General features: G+C 55.5%; 15 protein-coding genes. 12 read left to right on the forward strand and 3 right to left on the reverse strand.

Annotated elements, in window-relative coordinates:
* Positions 1–6 precede the first annotated feature (6 nt).
* The 5 genes from AC1VYI_RS22665 to lpxO all read left to right on the forward strand — a co-directional run bounded on the left by AC1VYI_RS22665 (position 7) and on the right by lpxO (position 4,688).
* Positions 7–948, forward strand: a complete 942-nt coding sequence (locus AC1VYI_RS22665; protein ID WP_021242935.1) for an ABC transporter substrate-binding protein — start codon at positions 7–9, stop codon at positions 946–948.
* A 126-nt stretch (positions 949–1,074) separates the two neighbouring features.
* Positions 1,075–1,761: a D-lyxose/D-mannose isomerase gene (locus AC1VYI_RS22670; RefSeq protein ID WP_023310076.1), complete on the forward strand. Its 687-nt coding sequence runs from the start codon at positions 1,075–1,077 to the stop codon at positions 1,759–1,761.
* 10 nt (positions 1,762–1,771) lie between these two features.
* Complete coding sequence (locus AC1VYI_RS22675) at positions 1,772–2,632, forward strand: ketose 1,6-bisphosphate aldolase (protein ID WP_045355268.1); 861 nt, start codon at positions 1,772–1,774, stop codon at positions 2,630–2,632.
* Positions 2,632–3,636: a carbohydrate kinase family protein gene (locus tag AC1VYI_RS22680; protein ID WP_023310074.1), complete on the forward strand. Its 1,005-nt coding sequence runs from the start codon at positions 2,632–2,634 to the stop codon at positions 3,634–3,636. Before AC1VYI_RS22675 ends, AC1VYI_RS22680 begins: the two co-directional genes overlap by 1 nt.
* Before the next feature lie 143 nt (positions 3,637–3,779).
* Entirely contained in the window at positions 3,780–4,688 is a 909-nt protein-coding gene (gene lpxO, locus AC1VYI_RS22685) for a lipid A hydroxylase LpxO (protein ID WP_023310073.1), read from the forward strand.
* Between the two features lie 3 nt (positions 4,689–4,691).
* Here the strand turns inward: lpxO and AC1VYI_RS22690 are convergent, their stop codons facing one another.
* Entirely contained in the window at positions 4,692–5,423 is a 732-nt protein-coding gene (locus AC1VYI_RS22690) for a response regulator (protein WP_023310072.1), read from the reverse strand.
* 256 nt (positions 5,424–5,679) lie between these two features.
* Between AC1VYI_RS22690 and fdhF the strand changes: the two genes are divergently transcribed.
* From fdhF to AC1VYI_RS22705, 3 genes are all read left to right on the forward strand, one after another.
* Positions 5,680–7,827: a formate dehydrogenase subunit alpha gene (gene fdhF / locus AC1VYI_RS22695; RefSeq protein ID WP_134866898.1), complete on the forward strand. Its 2,148-nt coding sequence runs from the start codon at positions 5,680–5,682 to the stop codon at positions 7,825–7,827.
* A 297-nt stretch (positions 7,828–8,124) separates the two neighbouring features.
* Positions 8,125–9,494, forward strand: a protein-coding gene (locus tag AC1VYI_RS22700; protein WP_085949440.1) for an IS3-like element ISKpn8 family transposase whose coding sequence is annotated in 2 segments (ribosomal slippage) — positions 8,125–8,605 and positions 8,605–9,494 — 1,371 coding nt in all. Because the reading frame shifts where the segments join, the coding sequence is not laid out codon by codon here.
* A 101-nt stretch (positions 9,495–9,595) separates the two neighbouring features.
* On the forward strand, positions 9,596–9,748 hold the full coding sequence (locus tag AC1VYI_RS22705; RefSeq protein WP_134866899.1) for a Hok/Gef family protein: 153 nt from the start codon (positions 9,596–9,598) through the stop codon (positions 9,746–9,748).
* 213 nt (positions 9,749–9,961) lie between these two features.
* Here the strand turns inward: AC1VYI_RS22705 and AC1VYI_RS22710 are convergent, their stop codons facing one another.
* A complete protein-coding gene (locus AC1VYI_RS22710; RefSeq protein WP_016151349.1) occupies positions 9,962–10,930 on the reverse strand; it encodes an IS5 family transposase in 969 nt (322 codons plus the stop codon).
* 62 nt (positions 10,931–10,992) lie between these two features.
* Here AC1VYI_RS22710 and AC1VYI_RS22715 point away from each other — a divergent pair, with 62 nt between their 5' ends.
* Complete coding sequence (locus AC1VYI_RS22715; RefSeq protein ID WP_226484452.1) at positions 10,993–11,610, forward strand: tetratricopeptide repeat protein; 618 nt, start codon at positions 10,993–10,995, stop codon at positions 11,608–11,610.
* 53 nt (positions 11,611–11,663) lie between these two features.
* On the opposite strand, the gene gltP is transcribed toward AC1VYI_RS22715, so the two are convergent.
* Positions 11,664–12,977, reverse strand: a complete 1,314-nt coding sequence (gene gltP / locus AC1VYI_RS22720; protein ID WP_045355265.1) for a glutamate/aspartate:proton symporter GltP — start codon at positions 12,975–12,977, stop codon at positions 11,664–11,666.
* Between the two features lie 423 nt (positions 12,978–13,400).
* On the opposite strand from gltP, the gene acs reads away from it, so the two are divergent.
* The 3 genes from acs to actP all read left to right on the forward strand — a co-directional run bounded on the left by acs (position 13,401) and on the right by actP (position 17,398).
* Positions 13,401–15,359, forward strand: a complete 1,959-nt coding sequence (acs, locus tag AC1VYI_RS22725) for an acetate--CoA ligase (protein ID WP_134866900.1) — start codon at positions 13,401–13,403, stop codon at positions 15,357–15,359.
* A gap of 78 nt (positions 15,360–15,437) precedes the next feature.
* On the forward strand, positions 15,438–15,752 hold the full coding sequence (locus AC1VYI_RS22730; protein WP_023310065.1) for a DUF485 domain-containing protein: 315 nt from the start codon (positions 15,438–15,440) through the stop codon (positions 15,750–15,752).
* On the forward strand, positions 15,749–17,398 hold the full coding sequence (gene actP / locus AC1VYI_RS22735) for a cation/acetate symporter ActP (protein WP_047653091.1): 1,650 nt from the start codon (positions 15,749–15,751) through the stop codon (positions 17,396–17,398). The genes AC1VYI_RS22730 and actP overlap by 4 nt, the downstream gene beginning before the upstream one ends.
* Positions 17,399–17,409: the final 11 nt, after the last annotated feature.

The raw sequence follows: 17,409 nt of genomic DNA on the forward strand, positions 1-17,409 counted from the left end.
AAATATATGCGTTTGAAACCGTTAGTGACCGCGCTCTGTGCTGGCGCGCTGCTTGCCGCAACGCCGTTTGCGCAGGCAAAAGATCTGAAGTCCATCGGCGTGACGGTGGGCGACCTGGCCAACCCGTTCTTCGTGCAGATCACCAAAGGTGCCGAGCTGGAAGCGCGCAAGCTGGCTGGCGATAACGTCAAGGTGACGCTGGTCTCCAGCGGTTACGATCTGGGCCAGCAGGTGGCGCAGATCGACAACTTCATCGCCGCGAAGGTGGACATGATCATCCTCAACGCTGCGGATTCCAAAGGGATCGGCCCGGCGGTGAAGCGCGCGAAGGACGCTGGGATCGTGGTCGTTGCGGTTGACGTAGCGGCGGAAGGGGCGGATGCGACCATCACCTCCGATAACACCCAGGCGGGCGAAATGGCCTGTAAATACATTACCGATCGCCTGAAGGGAAAAGGCAACGTGGTGATCATCAACGGACCGCCGGTCTCTGCGGTGCAAAACCGCGTGGAAGGCTGTCAGACGGAATTCAAAAAACATCCGGATATCAAGGTGCTTTCGGATAACCAAAACGCCAAGGGCAGTCGCGAAGGCGGTCTGGAGGTCATGACCTCCCTGCTGGCGGCCAATCCGAAGATCGACGGTGTGTTTGCGATTAACGATCCGACGGCGATCGGTGCCGATCTGGCCGCGAAGCAGGCTCAGCGCAACGAGTTCTTTATCGTCGGCGTGGATGGTTCCCCGGACGGTGAGGAAGCGCTGAAGCGCGAAAACTCGCTGTTTGTCGCAACCCCGGCGCAGGATCCGCAGGTGATGGCGGCAAAAGCGGTGGAGATCGGCTATGACATTCTACAGGGCAAACCTGCGCCGAAAGCGCCTGTGCTAATCCCGGTGACGATGATCGATAAAAAGAACGTCGGTACCTATAAGGGCTGGACGGTTAAGTAACTTCGGTGCGGCCTGATGCCCTCACCCTACCCCTCTCCCACAGGGAGAGGGAACTTACTCCCCCTCTCCCTCAAGGGAGAGGGCCGGGTGAGTGCTAAGGTTTTGCAAAAAAAGCCAGGAGTCCCCATGAAACGCTCCGACATCAATGAAATTCTCGGCCACACGCGACAGTTCTTTTCCATGCACGACGTGCATCTCCCGCCGTTTGCCAGCTTCCCGCCCACAAAATGGCAGCAGCTTGACCAGGCCGCCTGGCAGGAAGTGTTCGACCTCAAGCTCGGCTGGGACGTGACGGCGTTCGGCGGCAACAGCTTTGCCGCTGAGGGCCTGACGCTGTTTACCCTGCGCAACGGTTCGCCCAACGGCGTGCCTTATGAAAAGTGCTATGCCGAAAAAATTATGCACGTGCGTGACGGCCAGGTGACGCCAATGCATTTTCACTGGCGCAAGCGGGAAGACATCATCAACCGGGGCGGCGGGAATCTGATTATTGAGTTATGGAATGCCGGGGCGCATGAAGAGACGGAAAACACCGACGTGACGGTCACCGTCGACGGCTGTCGTCAGACCCACGCGCCCGGCAGCCAGCTGCGCCTCATGCCAGGGGAAAGCATCTGTCTGACACCCGGTCTGTACCACAGCTTCTGGGGCGAACGCGGCTTCGGCGACGTGCTGGTTGGGGAGGTGTCATCGGTAAACGACGACGAGCACGACAACCACTTTTTGCAGCCCGTTGCCCGCTATAACAACATCGAAGAAGACGAACCGGCGCTACTGGTGCTGTGCAACGAGTACAACCTGTTTCGGATATAAGGAGTAAATGATGCCATTGATCTCTCTTGCCGACGGTCTGGAGCACGCCAGGGCGCATCGCTACGCGCTGGGCGCGTTTAACGTGCTCGACTCCCACTTCCTGCGCGCGCTGTTCGCCGCCGCGAAGCAGGAACGCTCGCCGTTTATCATCAACATCGCCGAAGTGCATTTTAAGTACGTTTCTCTGGATTCGCTTGTCGAAGCGGTGAAGTTCGAGGCCGCCCGTCACGATATTCCCGTGGTGCTCAATCTCGACCACGGCCTGCATTTCGAGGCGGTGGTGCGCGCCCTGCGCTTAGGGTTCAGTTCGGTGATGTTTGACGGCTCTACGCTAAGCTATGAGGAGAACATTCGCCAGACGCGGGAGGTGGTGAAGATGTGCCACGCGGTCGGCGTGTCGGTGGAAGCGGAGCTGGGCGCGGTCGGTGGCGATGAAGGCGGCGCGCTGTACGGGCATGCGGATGAAGCGTTCTTTACCGACCCGCAGCTGGCGCGCGAATTTGTCGATTCAACCGGCATTGACGCGCTGGCGGTTGCCATCGGCAACGCGCACGGCAAATACAAGGGCGAGCCGAAACTCGATTTCCCACGCCTGGACGCCATTCGCCAGCATACGGGGTTGCCGCTGGTTTTACACGGCGGCTCCGGGATTAGCGATGCCGACTTCCGCCGCGCCATCGAGCTGGGCATTCATAAAATAAACTTCTATACCGGCATGTCGCAGGCCGCACTCGCCGCCGTGGAGCAGCGCATGGCGAACCGCCAGCCGCTGTACGATGAGTTTGCCGAACTGCTGCTGGGGATAGAAGAGGCGATTACCGATACGGTTGCCGAACAGATGCGCATCTTCGGCAGCGCGGGGCAGGCATAATGGAACGCAAAGGCATCATCGCCGCAGGCAACATGCTGGTGGATCACGTCCACCAGATCGTGCAGTGGCCGGAGCGCGGCTGGCTGGCGGAAATTACCCACAGCGAACGCTCAACCGGCGGCGCGCCGCTCAACGTGCTGCTGACGCTGGCAAAAATGCACGTTGGCCTGCCGCTGCAGGCAGTGGGGCTGATTGGTGAAGATGCCGACGGGGACTACATTCTGGCGATGCTCGACCAGTACCACGTCAACCGCCAGCGCGTGCAGCGCACCACCTTTGCCCCGACCTCCATGTCGCAGGTCATGACCGATCCCAGCGGACAGCGCACCTTCTTCCACTCGCCGGGCGCCAACCGCCTGCTGGATCTTCCCGCCTTCGATCGCTTAGACGGATCGATGAAGATCTTCCATCTCGGCTACCTGCTGCTGCTCGACAGCCTGGATATGCCCGATGACGAGTTTGGCACCCGCAGCGCGCGCCTGCTGGCGCAGATGCGCGACCAGGGGTATGAAACGTCGCTCGATCTGGTGTCCCGCAAGGGCGACCCGCGCTATCAGCCGCTGGTGCTCCCTGCCCTGCGCCATCTGGATTATCTGGTGATTAACGAGCTGGAAGCCGGGGAGTTTAGCGGGCTTGAGATGCGCGACGGCGACGATGCGCTGAATATCGCCCATATCGCCGATGCCGCGACGCAGCTGCTGGCGGCAGGCGTGCGTCAGCGGGTGGTGATCCACTGTCCGGAAGGAGCATGGGGTGAAGCGCCGGGTGAACAAGGTCGCTGGATCCCATCATGGTTGCTGGAGCAGAAAGACATTGTCGGCAGCGTCGGCGCGGGCGATGCGTTTTGCGCGGGGTTTTTATACGGCTGCCACGAATCGCTCCCGCTCACGGAGAGCATTTATCTGGCGCACGCCTGCGCGCGCGCAAGCCTGCTGGCCGCCAACGCAATTGACGGCGCGAAAACGCTGGCCGAGCTGCAGGCGTTTATTCGCGAGAGCACTTAATTTAACAAAAATTGCGATTTTTCATTACAGTTCTATGAATTTTATATCCCCGAACTACACTCTCTCCATCTGGCATATTCGGCGTGGGCAGCACTCTGCCCGCACGCTTTTCCGAAATGAGATAGAAAGAGGACAAGGGAAAAATGTTCGCAGCCATCATCATCGGTATTTTCATTATCAGCGTTATTTATGCGCATTCACGCGGCAAAGAAAAACAGACGCTTTCTCGTCAGCTCTTTGACCATTCGACGTTCATGGCGCCCATCAATATGTTTATGACGGCGTTTTCTTCCCTGCCCGCCAGGCAGCCATTCTTTGAAACAGAACGCTTCCCGGAATTAAATAAGCTGACGGAAAACTGGCTGGTTATTCGCGAAGAGGCCCTGCGTTTGCAGCATCATATTAAGGCGGCGCAAAATAATAACGACGCTGGCTTTAACACTTTTTTTAAACGCGGCTGGAAACGTTTTTATCTGAAATGGTATGCCGATGCCCACCCCTCTGCGCAGTCTTTATGCCCGGTGACGACCCGGCTGGTGAGTGAAATCCCCTCGGTGAAGGCGGCCATGTTTGCCGAGCTGCCGGCGGGTGCAAAGCTTGGCAAGCACCGGGATCCGTATGCGGGCTCGGTTCGTTACCATCTGGGCTTATTCACACCGAATGACGACCGCTGCTTTATTGAAGTCGACGGGCAGCGCCACAGCTGGCGGGATGGTGAAGCCGTTATTTTTGATGAGACCTACGTCCACTGGGCAGAGAATAAATCGGATCAAACGCGCATTATTCTTTTCTGTGATATTGAACGTCCGATGAAATGGCGCTGGGCGCAGGCGGTTAACCATTGGGTGGGAACCACACTGATGTCCGCAGCCAGCTCACCGAATGACGAGAATGACAGCACCGGCGGCATTAACCGCATTTTTAAATACGTTCATGCGGCCCGCGAACGAGGACAGCGTCTGAAAAAAAGGAACCGTAAAGCCTATTACGCCCTCAAGTATCTGTGCATCGTCGCAATTTTTGCCGCCATCATTGTTCCGGCGATAACGTAAGCCTTATGCCGCCTGCTCGGGCCGGCTCACATCGGTAGCAAACACGTAACCCAGCCCGCGGATCGTTTTGATGAGCGCAGGCTGATGCGGGTTAGCCTCTATTTTCCGGCGCAGGCGCATGATCAGCACGTCAATCGTGCGATCGAACACGTCGGCGCTTTCGCTGTGGGTCAGCTCAAGCAGCCTGTCTCGGCTCAGCACCCGACGGGCATTTTGCGTGAGCGCCAGCAGCAGGCCGTACTCGCCCTGGGTTAAGGGAACAGGGTTACGCTGCGGATCGCTCAGCTCACAGCGGGTGGTATCGAGCGTCCAGCCGTTAAAAGCAATGCCCGCGACCGGCGCTGCGGGGGCTTCTGCCGCCAGCACGCCCGTACGGCGCAGCACCGCTTTCACGCGGGCGACCACCACGCGCGGATTGAACGGTTTGCCAATATAATCATCGGCCCCCATCTCCAGCCCCACCACCACGTCTGACTCACTGCCCAGCCCGGTTAACATGATCACCGGTAGCGCCGGGCGCTGCTTTTGCAACTGCAGCAAAACCTGTAAGCCGTTGATATCCGGCAGCATCATATCCAGCAGCACCAGCGCAATATTCGGATCCTGCTGTACCTGCCGCAGTGCATCCTGGCCGTTATGGCAGGCAAGCACGCTAAAGACGTGCTCGCTCAGCACGTCCTGAAGCAGTTCGCAGACTGCCGTATCGTCATCAACCACCAGGATCGCCGGTTTCATCGTATGCTTCCGTCATGGGATTATGTTAAGTCTGAACCATTCTGGCGTCGGCTCCAGTCAAATGGTTTTTTCAGTGACGGAAATTCAACCCATGTCACATCCGCTGCCCTGTCGACACGTCAATTTTGACGATTGGCTGCTTTTTGTCAGGGTTTTCACCGCGAAGGGACCGTAAAGTCAGGGTATACCCATACAAAAAACATGGCATAGAAGCTGCATAGTGGGTGCGAATGATTCGATTAACTGGAGCAGACTGATGAAAAAAGTCGTCACGGTTTGCCCTTATTGTGCCTCAGGTTGCAAGATCCACCTGGTGGTCGATAACGGCAAAATCGTCCGGGCGGAGGCCGCACAGGGGAAAACCAACCAGGGCACGCTATGCCTGAAAGGTTACTACGGCTGGGATTTTATTAACGATACCCAAATCCTCACCCCGCGCCTGAAAACCCCTATGATCCGCCGCGAGCGCGGCGGCAAGCTGGAAGCCGTCTCCTGGAGCGAGGCGCTGGATTACGTCGCCACGCGTCTGAGCGCCATCAAGGCAAAGTATGGCCCGGATGCGATTCAGACCACCGGCTCTTCACGCGGGACGGGGAATGAAACCAACTATGTGATGCAAAAATTCGCGCGCGCCGTTATTGGAACCAATAACGTCGACTGCTGCGCTCGCGTCTGACACGGCCCATCGGTTGCAGGTCTGCACCAGTCGGTCGGTAACGGCGCAATGAGTAATGCCATCAACGAGATAGATAATACCGATCTCGTCTTCATCTTTGGTTATAACCCGGCGGATTCTCACCCTATCGTCGCGAACCACGTTATTCGCGCTAAGCAGAACGGGGCGAAAATCATCGTCTGCGATCCGCGCAAAATTGAAACCGCGCGCATTGCGGATATGCACATCGCGTTGAAAAACGGCTCGAACATCGCGCTGTTGAACGCAATGGGGCACGTCATTATTGAGGAGAACCTGTACGACCAGGCGTTTGTCGCCACCCGTACGGAAGGCTTTGAAGAGTATAAGAAAATAGTCGAAGGCTATACGCCTGAATCCGTCGAAGCGATCACCGGCGTCAGCGCGCAGGAGATTCGTCAGGCGGCCAGGATGTATGCCGGGGCGAAAACCGCCGCCATTCTGTGGGGCATGGGCGTGACCCAGTTCTACCAGGGCGTGGAAACCGTGCGTTCCCTGACCAGCCTCGCGATGCTGACCGGCAATCTGGGTAAAGCGCACGTCGGCGTTAACCCGGTGCGTGGTCAGAATAACGTTCAGGGTGCCTGCGATATGGGCGCGCTGCCTGATACCTATCCGGGCTACCAGTACGTGAAGTTCCCGGAAAACCGCGAGAAATTCGCGAAGGCCTGGGGCGTGGAAAGCCTGCCGGAACACACCGGGTATCGCATCAGCGAGCTGCCGCACCGCGCGGCGCACGGCGAGGTGCGTGCGGCCTACATCATGGGTGAAGATCCGCTCCAGACCGACGCCGAGCTGTCTGCCGTGCGCAAAGGGTTTGAGGATCTGGAGCTGGTGATTGTCCAGGATATCTTCATGACCAAAACCGCGGCGGCGGCGGATGTGATTTTACCGTCGACCTCCTGGGGCGAGCATGAAGGCGTCTACACGGCGGCAGACCGCGGCTTCCAGCGCTTCTTTAAGGCGGTCGAGCCGAAGTGGGACCTGAAAACGGACTGGCAGATCATCAGCGAAATCGCCACCCGCATGGGCTACCCGATGCACTACAACAACACTCAGGAGATCTGGGACGAATTGCGCAATCTGTGCCCAGACTTCTACGGGGCAACCTACGAAAAAATGGGTGAGCTGGGATACATCCAGTGGCCGTGCCGGGATGAGTCCGAAGCCGACCAGGGGACGTCATACCTCTTTAAAGAGAAGTTCGACACCCCGAACGGGCTGGCGCAGTTCTTCACCTGCGACTGGGTCGCGCCGATCGATAAACTCACTGACGAGTATCCGATGGTGCTCTCCACCGTGCGTGAAGTGGGCCACTACTCCTGTCGTTCGATGACGGGTAACTGCGCCGCGCTGGCGGCGCTGGCGGACGAACCGGGCTACGCGCAAATCAACACCGCCGACGCAGCGCGCCTCGGCATTGAGGATGAAGCGCTGGTGTGGGTGAACTCGCGCAAAGGCCGGATCATTACCCGTGCGCAGGTCAGCGATCGTCCGAACAAAGGGGCGGTCTATATGACCTACCAGTGGTGGATTGGCGCCTGTAACGAGCTGGTCACGGAGAACTTAAGCCCGATAACCAAAACGCCGGAGTATAAATACTGCGCCGTACGCGTGGAGCCGATTGCGGATCAGCACGCAGCGGAACAGTACGTCATCGACGAATATAACAAGCTGAAAGCCCGACTGCGAGAAAGCGCAATGGGTTGAAGCCGTTAATTCATCAGTGAATAAAGGGAGTGAGATATTCACTCCCTTTTTATTTCCGATTAACTCATCAAATATATCAATTATTAATCTGGAAAGCGGCTCGCAGAAATAATGTAATTCTCGCGAAAAAGAATTACATCTTTTCATTTTAATTCAGAGGGATAAGATGTGCGGCGGGTGCTTAAGACTTTCTGTCTTGAGCATTGTTGAGGGACAGAAAGTAGAAAGCCCCGGGAAATTTTCATTTACCTGTACTGCACCCATTTTGTTGGACGATGAAATGGAATAGTCCCTGATATGTCAAAGCCAAAATACCCCTTCGAAAAGCGCCTTGAAGTCGTGAATCACTACTTCACAACTGATGATGGTTACAGGATCATCTCTGCACGTTTTGGTGTGCCTCGAACACAGGTCAGGACGTGGGTTGCCCTCTATGAAAAACATGGAGAAAAAGGTTTAATTCCCAAACCTAAAGGCGTTAGTGCTGATCCAGAGTTGCGCATTAAGGTCGTGAAAGCCGTGACCGAGCAGCAGATGTCCCTCAATCAGGCTGCTGCTCACTTTATGCTTGCTGGTAGTGGTTCTGTAGCCAAGTGGCTGAAAGTCTATGAGGAGCACGGAGAAGCTGGTTTACGCGCACTCAAGATCGGCACCAAAAGAAACATTACAATGTCAGTTGATCCAGAAAAAGCGGCGTTAGCATTGGAGCTGTCGAAAGACCGACGTATTGAGGATCTTGAAAGACAAGTTCGATTCCTTGAAATGCGGCTTACGTATCTAAAAAAGCTGAAAGCCTTAGCTCATCCCGCGAAAAAGTGAAAGTACTCAACGAGCTAAGGCAGTTTTACCCTCTTGATGAGCTTCTCAAGGCAGCGGAGATACCGCGCAGTACGTTTTATTACCATCTAAAGGCTCTCAGCAAGCCTGATAAGTATGCGGATGTTAAAAAGCGTATTGGTGAGATTTATCACGAGAATAAAGGTCGTTACGGATACCGTAGGGTAACGTTGTCTCTCCATCGAGACGGGGAACGGATTAACCATAAAGCCGTTCAGCGCCTGATGGGAACCCTCTCGCTTAAGGCAGCGATTAAGGTCAAGCGATACAGCTCCTACAGAGGAGAGGTAGGGCAAACCGCCCCCAATGTTCTCCAAAGGGATTTCAAGGCTACACGGCCAAACGAGAAGTGGGTTACCGACGTTACTGAATTTGCAGTCAATGGGCGAAAGCTGTATTTGTCTCCAGTAATAGATCTCTTCAACAACGAAGTTATTTCTTACAGCCTGTCGGAAAGACCTGTGATGAACATGGTCGAGAATATGCTCGATCAGGCATTCAAAAAGCTTAAGCCTCACGAGCATCCTATTCTGCACTCTGACCAGGGATGGCAGTATCGTATGAGAAGGTATCAAAACATCCTTAAAGAACAAGGCATTACACAGAGCATGTCCAGAAAAGGCAATTGTCTGGATAATGCAGTCGTGGAATGTTTCTTTGGAACCTTAAAGTCGGAGTGTTTTTATCTTGACGAGTTCAGTAATATAAGCGAACTGAAGGATGCTGTTACGGAATATATTGACTACTACAACAGCAGAAGAATTAGCCTGAAATTAAAAGGTCTGAGTCCAATTGAATATCGAACCCAGACCTATGTGCCTCGTGTTTAACTGTCCAACTTTTTGGGGTCAGTACAACCCGAGGCTACTCCCTCAACTCCGAACAAGTTGAGAGTAGCCTCTTATTCTTTTTTTGACAAGGAGTAAAAGGCATGACGCCATTAAAAACTGCGTTAGGCATCGTCTTTATTATTTGCCTGACGATAGTGATCTTTATCTTTATTACTCGAGGTAAGCTATGCGAGTTTTCAATAAAGGGTGAACATCAGGAGGTGGCGGCTAAATTAGCCTGTAACGCAGGCTAACCTCTACGGGCGGAACCACTGTTCCGCCCGGCTTGCAGGATGCTGAGGTCTTAATGCACCCATTTTTTTCTTCTGTCGCCGCGATTATACTGCGCGGCGTGTACCCCGATGATAAGAACCTATGAAACATATTTTTCTGTTGTTGTTACTTTTTACAGGCTTTGTTGAATAAATCAGATTTCGGGTAAGTCTCCCCCGTAGCGGGTTGTGTTTTCAGGCAATACGCACGCTTTCAGGCATACCTGCTTTCGTCATTTTGTTCAGCGCTCGTACCAGGGCCATAGCCTCTGCAACCTGACCATCGTAGTCACGCAGTGTCAGTGAACCTCCGAACAGCTGTTTTACCCGGTACATCGCCGTTTCCGCTATCGAGCGACGGTTGTAATCTGTTGTCCATTTCCACCGCGCATTACTCCCGGTCAGCCGCTGATTCGCAACAGCACGGTTACGGTCTGCATATTCACCGGGCCAGTAACCCGCGCCTTTTCGGGGCGGGATAAGCGCGCTGATTTTCTTACGCCGCAGTTCATCGTGACAGAGCCGGGTGTCGTAAGCGCCGTCTGCCGATGCTGCCCTGATTTTTCTGTGAGTCTGCCGGATAAGACCCGGGAAGGCTTCTGAGTCCGTCACATTGTTCAGCGACAGGTCTGCACAGATGATTTCATGTGTGTTGCTGTCAACTGCCAGATGCAACTTTCGCCATATACGACGGCGTTCTTTGCCGTGTTTTTTGACTTTCCATTCGCCTTCACCAAAGACCTTCAGCCCGGTGGAATCAATCACCAGATGCGCGATTTCACCTCGGGTGAACGTTTTGAAACTGACATTAACCGACTTTGCGCGCTTGCTGACACTGGTGTAATCCGGGCAGCGCAACGGAACATTCATCAGTGTAAAAATGGAATCAATAAAACCCTGTGCAGCCCGCAGGGTCAACCTGAACACGCGTTTAATGACCAGAACGGTGGTGATGGCGAGATCAGAATAGCGCTGAGGTCTTCCCCGTGATGAAGGCGTTGCCGACTCATACCAGGCCTGAATAGCTTCATCATCCAGCCAGAAAGTTATGGAGCCACGGTTGATGAGGGCTTTATTGTAGGTGGGCCAGTTGGTGATTTTGAACTTTTGCTTTGCCACGGAACGGTCTGCGTTGTCGGGAAGATGCGTGATCTGATCCTTCAACTCAGCAAAAGTTCGATTTATTCAACAAAGCCCTTTTTACATCGCTTGTCCGTGCCGACGAGATTGGCAGCCAGTACAAAGAACAGGCTGAAGCGGGTGACGCCCGTGCCCAGTATTATTTGGCCGATACATACTTTAGCTCCGGTGACAGCAAGCAGGCCGCGCTGTGGGCCGAGAAAGCCGCTAAAGGTGGCGACGTCGACGCCATGGGGCTGCTCTCGCAAATCCTCTTTACCCAGGGAAATTATGCGCAAGCTAAGGCACTGGCGCAGCAGGCAACCATCGCAGGCAGCAAACGCGGCGCGATCATGCTGGCGCGCGTGCTGGTCAACACTCAGGCAGGTAAAACTGACTATCCTCAGGCCATCAAACTGCTGCAAACGGCGGCCGAAGATATCGACAACGACTCTGCGGTAGATGCGCAAATGCTGCTGGGGCTGATTTATGCCAACGGCGTTGAAGTGGCCCAGGACGACGTGCAGGCCGCCTCGTGGTTCAAGCGGAGCTCGGCACTTTCACGCACGGGCTACTCCGAGTACTGGGCAGGGATGTTGTTCAGGCAGGGTGAGAAAGGCTTTATCACGCCCAATAAACAGAAAGCGCTGTACTGGTTGAACCTGAGCTGTACGGAAGGGTTTGATACGGGGTGCGAAGAGTTTGATGCGTTGAGCGGGGAATAAAATCCCCTCATCCTAACCCTCTCCCCAAAGGGGAGAGGGAAGAAAACGTTACATTACTGGTCAGCAGTCTTATCAAAACGACCCAGCACCTCGCGTTCATACGCCAGCGCTTTTTTACGATCGAATTTGTGTTCCCACTTGGCGATAACCAGCACCGCCAGGGCATTCCCCACCACGTTCAGCGCGGTACGCGCCATGTCGAGGATACGGTCGACACCGGCGATAAACGCCAGACCTTCCAGCGGAATACCGACGCTGCCAAGCGTTGCAAGCAGCACCACGAAGGAGACGCCCGGAACGCCTGCAATACCTTTGGACGTCACCATCAGCGTCAGCACCAGTACAATCTCCTGCCACAGCGACAGGTCAATGCCGTACAGCTGCGCAATAAAGATAGCGGCGATGCTCTGGTACAGCGTCGAACCGTCCAGGTTAAAGGAGTAGCCGGTCGGTACCACGAAGCTGGTAATAGAGGCAGGCGCGCCGTAGGCTTCCATCTTCTCAATGATGCGCGGCAGCACGCTCTCAGAACTTGCCGTGGAGTACGCCAGAATCAGCTCATCTTTCAGGATGCGAATCAGGATCCAGATGCTCAGCCCGCACAGACGCGCCACGACCCCCAGCACCACCAGCGCAAAGAACAGGATGGCAAAATGCACCAGGAGCACCAGCTTCGCCAGCGGCCAGAGAGAGGCAAAACCGAAATTCGCCACGGTGACGGCGATAAGCGCAAACACCCCTACCGGCGCGTAACGCATCACCATGTGGGTCACTTTAAACATGGTTTCGGAGATAGAGCGGAACACGGTCACCAGCGGCTCACGGTGCGTCGCCGGCAGAGAAGAGAGCCCCAGACCAAACAGCACCGAGAAGAAGATGATGGGCAGCATCTCGCCCTTCGCCATCGACGCCACGATGTTGGTCGGCACCAGCGACAGGATAGTGCCCATCAGGCCATGCGCATGGCTCTGCACGTCAGCGGTCGTACTTTGGTATTTCGAAATATCCACCGTGGCCAGCTGCGACATATCGATCCCGGAACCCGGCTGGAACACGTTCGCCAGCGTGATACCGAGGATAATCGCAACCGTAGTGATCACTTCGAAATAGATAATGGTTTTCGCACCAATACGGCCTAACTGCTTCGCATCGCCGACGCCCGCAATACCGACCACCAGCGTCGAGATCACAATCGGTACCACAATCATCTTGATCAGATGAATAAAGATATCCCCTGCCGGAGAGAGCAAGTTCGCAATCAGCCATTCGCGGCTGTCGCTATGATAGTGGAGGTAACTGCCCAGCAAGATGCCCAGCACAAGGGCGATTAAGATCTGCCAGGCAAGGCTGACTTTAACGTTTTTCATAAAAACTGACTTCCTCAATGAAGCGCCTTATTCATTCAAACTGCATGAACAGGGAGACATACTGAAAGGGTATGAATTGTGTTGCGTTGGTTTATGGGATTTTTTAACGCGGCGTATGAGTATCATTTGCGCGACCTGTTGCGCAAGCCTTAAAGAACGACGCGTTTCACTCACAAAAGCGACGATGACGGGAGTTTGTTCTAATTCTGATAAATAACCTTTTGTTATAAAAACGCTTTTTTAAACATAAATGTGAATAATAATCAGCGTAAATTATTTCCCTTCAAAGATTCATTCGCTCAATTTTCATACTCTTCAAACAATGCGTGATCTGCAGCCCAAATAATAAACAAAGCTTGTAAAGCCCCTACAATTAACGTTTTTGCGACATATTATTAACATCTTACAAGGAGAAAAAAAGCCATGAGCCAAATACACAAACATGACATTCCCGCAAACATTGCGGACCGTTGCCTGATCACCCCGGAGCAGTACCACGAGAAATATCAGCAATCTATCACCGCCCCGGACACCTTCTGGGGTGAGCAGGGCCATATCCTTGACTGGATCAAACCTTATCAGAAGGTGAAGAACACCTCCTTTGCACCCGGCAATGTCTCCATTAAATGGTATGAAGATGGCACCCTGAACCTGGCGGCGAACTGCCTCGATCGTCATCTCGCCGAGCGCGGGAATGAGACGGCCATCATCTGGGAAGGCGATGACGCCTCGCAGAGCAAACACATTACCTACAAAGAGCTGCACCGCGACGTGTGCCGCTTCGCCAACGTCCTGCTGGATAAAGGCATTAAAAAAGGCGACGTGGTCGCTATCTATATGCCGATGGTGCCGGAAGCGGCGGTGGCCATGCTGGCCTGCGCGCGTATCGGTGCGATCCACTCGGTGATTTTCGGCGGGTTCTCGCCAGAGGCGGTTGCGGGCCGTATTGTCGATTCCAGTTCAAAACTGGTGATCACCGCCGATGAAGGCGTGCGCGCCGGGCGCGGAATCCCACTGAAGAAAAACGTCGACGAAGCGCTGAAAAACCCGAACGTCAAAACGGTCAGTAACGTCATCGTCCTTAAGCGTACCGGCGGCAAAATCGACTGGAACGAGGGGCGCGACCTGTGGTGGAGCGACCTGATCGAGAACGCGAGCGACCAGCATCAACCGGAAGAGATGAACGCAGAAGATCCGCTGTTCATTCTTTATACCTCCGGCTCCACCGGTAAGCCGAAAGGCGTGCTGCACACCACCGGCGGCTATCTGGTCTATGCGGCCACCACCTTCAAATACGTCTTCGACTACCATCCGGGCGACATCTACTGGTGTACCGCCGACGTGGGCTGGGTTACCGGACACAGCTACCTGCTGTACGGCCCGCTGGCCTGTGGCGCAACAACGCTGATGTTTGAGGGCGTACCAAACTGGCCGACCCCGGCGCGTATGTGTGAGGTGGTCGACAAACACCAGGTCAACATTCTCTACACTGCGCCAACGGCGATCCGCGCATTAATGGCTGAAGGCGATAAAGCCATCGAAGGCACTGACCGCTCTTCATTGCGCATCCTCGGTTCCGTGGGTGAGCCAATCAACCCGGAAGCCTGGGAGTGGTACTGGAAGAAAATCGGCAACGAGAAATGCCCGGTGATGGACACCTGGTGGCAGACCGAAACCGGCGGCTTCATGATCACCCCGATGCCGGGCGCCACGCAGCTGAAGGCCGGTTCCGCAACCCGTCCGTTCTTCGGCGTGCAGCCTGCGCTGGTGGATAACGAAGGCAACCCGCTGGAAGGCGCCACCGAAGGCAACCTGGTGATCACTGACTCCTGGCCTGGTCAGGCGCGTACCCTGTTCGGCGATCACGATCGCTTCGAGCAGACCTACTTCTCGACCTTTAAAAACATGTACTTCAGCGGCGACGGCGCGCGTCGTGACGAAGATGGCTATTACTGGATAACCGGGCGCGTGGACGACGTGCTGAACGTCTCCGGCCACCGTCTGGGCACCGCTGAGATTGAATCGGCGCTGGTGTCGCATCCGAAGATTGCCGAAGCGGCGGTTGTGGGCATTCCGCACAACATCAAAGGCCAGGCGATTTACGCCTATGTCACCCTGAACCACGGTGAAGAACCGTCGCCTGAGCTCTACGCTGAGGTGCGCAACTGGGTGCGTAAAGAGATTGGCCCGCTGGCGACGCCGGACGTGCTGCACTGGACCGACTCGCTGCCGAAAACCCGTTCCGGCAAAATTATGCGTCGTATCTTGCGCAAAATCGCGGCTGGAGACACCAGCAACCTCGGCGATACCTCAACGCTCGCGGATCCTGGCGTGGTGGAAAAACTGCTCGAAGAGAAGCAGGCCATCGCGATGCCATCGTAACCCCCTCACCCTAACCCTCTCCCTCAAGGGAGAGGGAACAATAAAACCTCCCCTACAAATACTTCTGGAGACTCTGTGATGAATAACGATATTTGTCAGCAGATAGAGAATAGTGCGCACTACAGGGAGCTCGTCGATAAGCGGCAACGGTTTGCCTTCATCCTTTCCATCATCATGCTGGTTATCTACGTCGGCTTTATTCTGCTGATCGCCTTTGCCCCGCACTGGCTGGGCACCCCGCTGCACGAAGGGACCAGCGTGACGCGCGGTATTCCGATTGGCATTGGCGTGATTGTGATTTCATTCTTGCTGACAGGCGTCTACGTCTGGCGCGCGAACGGTGAATTCGATCGACTTAATAAAGCGGTACTGCAAGAGGTAAAAGCATCATGAAGAGAGTTCTGACGGCGCTCGCCGCCACGCTTCCCTTTGCCGCCCACGCGGCGGATGCCATTACCGGCGAGGTCCAGCGCCAGCCAACCAACTGGCAGGCCATTGTGATGTTCCTGATTTTCGTCCTGCTGACGCTGTACATCACCTACTGGGCGTCGAAACGCGTGCGCTCCCGTAACGATTACTACACCGCTGGCGGCAACATTACCGGCTTCCAGAACGGGCTGGCAATCGCGGGTGACTTTATGTCCGCCGCCTCGTTCCTCGGGATCTCCGCGCTGGTGTACACCTCCGGCTATGACGGCCTGATTTACTCCCTCGGCTTCCTCGTCGGCTGGCCGATCATTCTGTTCCTGATCGCCGAGCGCCTGCGCAACCTGGGCCGTTATACCTTCGCAGACGTGGCCTCGTATCGCCTGAAGCAGGGTCCGATTCGCACCCTCTCCGCCTGCGGTTCGCTGGTGGTGGTGGCGCTGTACCTGATTGCGCAGATGGTGGGCGCGGGTAAATTGATCGAACTGCTGTTCGGCCTGAACTACCACGTCGCGGTGGTGCTGGTTGGCGTGCTGATGGTGATGTACGTCCTGTTCGGCGGCATGCTGGCAACCACCTGGGTGCAGATCATCAAAGCGGTATTGCTGCTGTTCGGCGCCAGCTTTATGGCCTTTATGGTGATGAAGCACGTCGGGTTCAGCTTCAATAACCTGTTCACCGAAGCGATGGCGGTCCACCCGAAAGGGGAAGCGATCATGAGCCCGGGCGGGCTGGTGAAAGACCCGATATCCGCGCTCTCGCTCGGTCTCGGCCTGATGTTCGGTACCGCGGGCCTGCCGCATATCCTGATGCGTTTCTTCACCGTGAGCGATGCGCGTGAAGCGCGTAAGAGCGTCTTTTACGCCACCGGTTTCATGGGTTACTTCTATATCCTCACCTTTATCATCGGCTTTGGCGCGATCATGCTGGTGGGGGCGAACCCGGCGTTTAAAGACGCGGCGGGCGCGCTGATTGGCGGTAACAACATGGCGGCGGTGCACCTGGCGGACGCGGTGGGCGGTAACCTGTTCCTCGGCTTTATCTCCGCCGTGGCCTTCGCCACCATTCTTGCGGTGGTTGCAGGGCTGACGCTGGCAGGCGCGTCTGCGGTATCGCATGACCTCTACGCCAACGTCTTCCGCAAAGGCGCGAGCGAGCGCGACGAGCTGAAGGTCTCGAAAATCACCGTGCTGGTGCTGGGCGTCGTGGCGATTCTGTTAGGCATTCTGTTTGAGAAGCAGAACATCGCCTTTATGGTGGGGCTGGCCTTTTCGATTGCGGCAAGCTGCAACTTCCCGATCATCCTGCTCTCCATGTACTGGTCGAAGCTGACCACCCGTGGCGCGATGATTGGCGGCTGGCTGGGGCTGCTGACGGCGGTGATCCTGATGATTCTGGGCCCGACCATCTGGGTGCAGATCCTCGGTCACGCAAGCGCTATCTTCCCGTACGAATACCCGGCGCTGTTCTCGATCGCCGTGGCGTTTATCGGCATCTGGTTCTTCTCGGCCACCGACAATTCGCCGGAGGGTAACCTGGAGCGTGAGAAATTCCGCGCCCAGTTTATCCGTTCACAAACCGGTCTCGGCGTTGAGCAGGGCCGCGCGCATTAAGCCTTTCCTCC

Source organism: Enterobacter sp. QK-SA4 (assembly GCF_056856775.1).

Bases quoted from the DNA above. Each gene is read 5' to 3' on its own strand.
- AC1VYI_RS22665 (WP_021242935.1), top strand. From the start codon at position 7: ATGCGTTTGAAACCGTTAGTGACCGCGCTCTGTGCTGGCGCGCTGCTT.
- AC1VYI_RS22670 (WP_023310076.1), top strand. From the start codon at position 1,075: ATGAAACGCTCCGACATCAATGAAATTCTCGGCCACACGCGACAGTTC.
- AC1VYI_RS22675 (WP_045355268.1), top strand. From the start codon at position 1,772: ATGCCATTGATCTCTCTTGCCGACGGTCTGGAGCACGCCAGGGCGCAT.
- AC1VYI_RS22680 (WP_023310074.1), top strand. From the start codon at position 2,632: ATGGAACGCAAAGGCATCATCGCCGCAGGCAACATGCTGGTGGATCAC.
- lpxO (WP_023310073.1), top strand. From the start codon at position 3,780: ATGTTCGCAGCCATCATCATCGGTATTTTCATTATCAGCGTTATTTAT.
- AC1VYI_RS22690 (WP_023310072.1), bottom strand. From the start codon at position 5,423: ATGAAACCGGCGATCCTGGTGGTTGATGACGATACGGCAGTCTGCGAA.
- AC1VYI_RS22705 (WP_134866899.1), top strand. From the start codon at position 9,596: ATGACGCCATTAAAAACTGCGTTAGGCATCGTCTTTATTATTTGCCTG.
- gltP (WP_045355265.1), bottom strand. From the start codon at position 12,977: ATGAAAAACGTTAAAGTCAGCCTTGCCTGGCAGATCTTAATCGCCCTT.
- acs (WP_134866900.1), top strand. From the start codon at position 13,401: ATGAGCCAAATACACAAACATGACATTCCCGCAAACATTGCGGACCGT.
- AC1VYI_RS22730 (WP_023310065.1), top strand. From the start codon at position 15,438: ATGAATAACGATATTTGTCAGCAGATAGAGAATAGTGCGCACTACAGG.
- actP (WP_047653091.1), top strand. From the start codon at position 15,749: ATGAAGAGAGTTCTGACGGCGCTCGCCGCCACGCTTCCCTTTGCCGCC.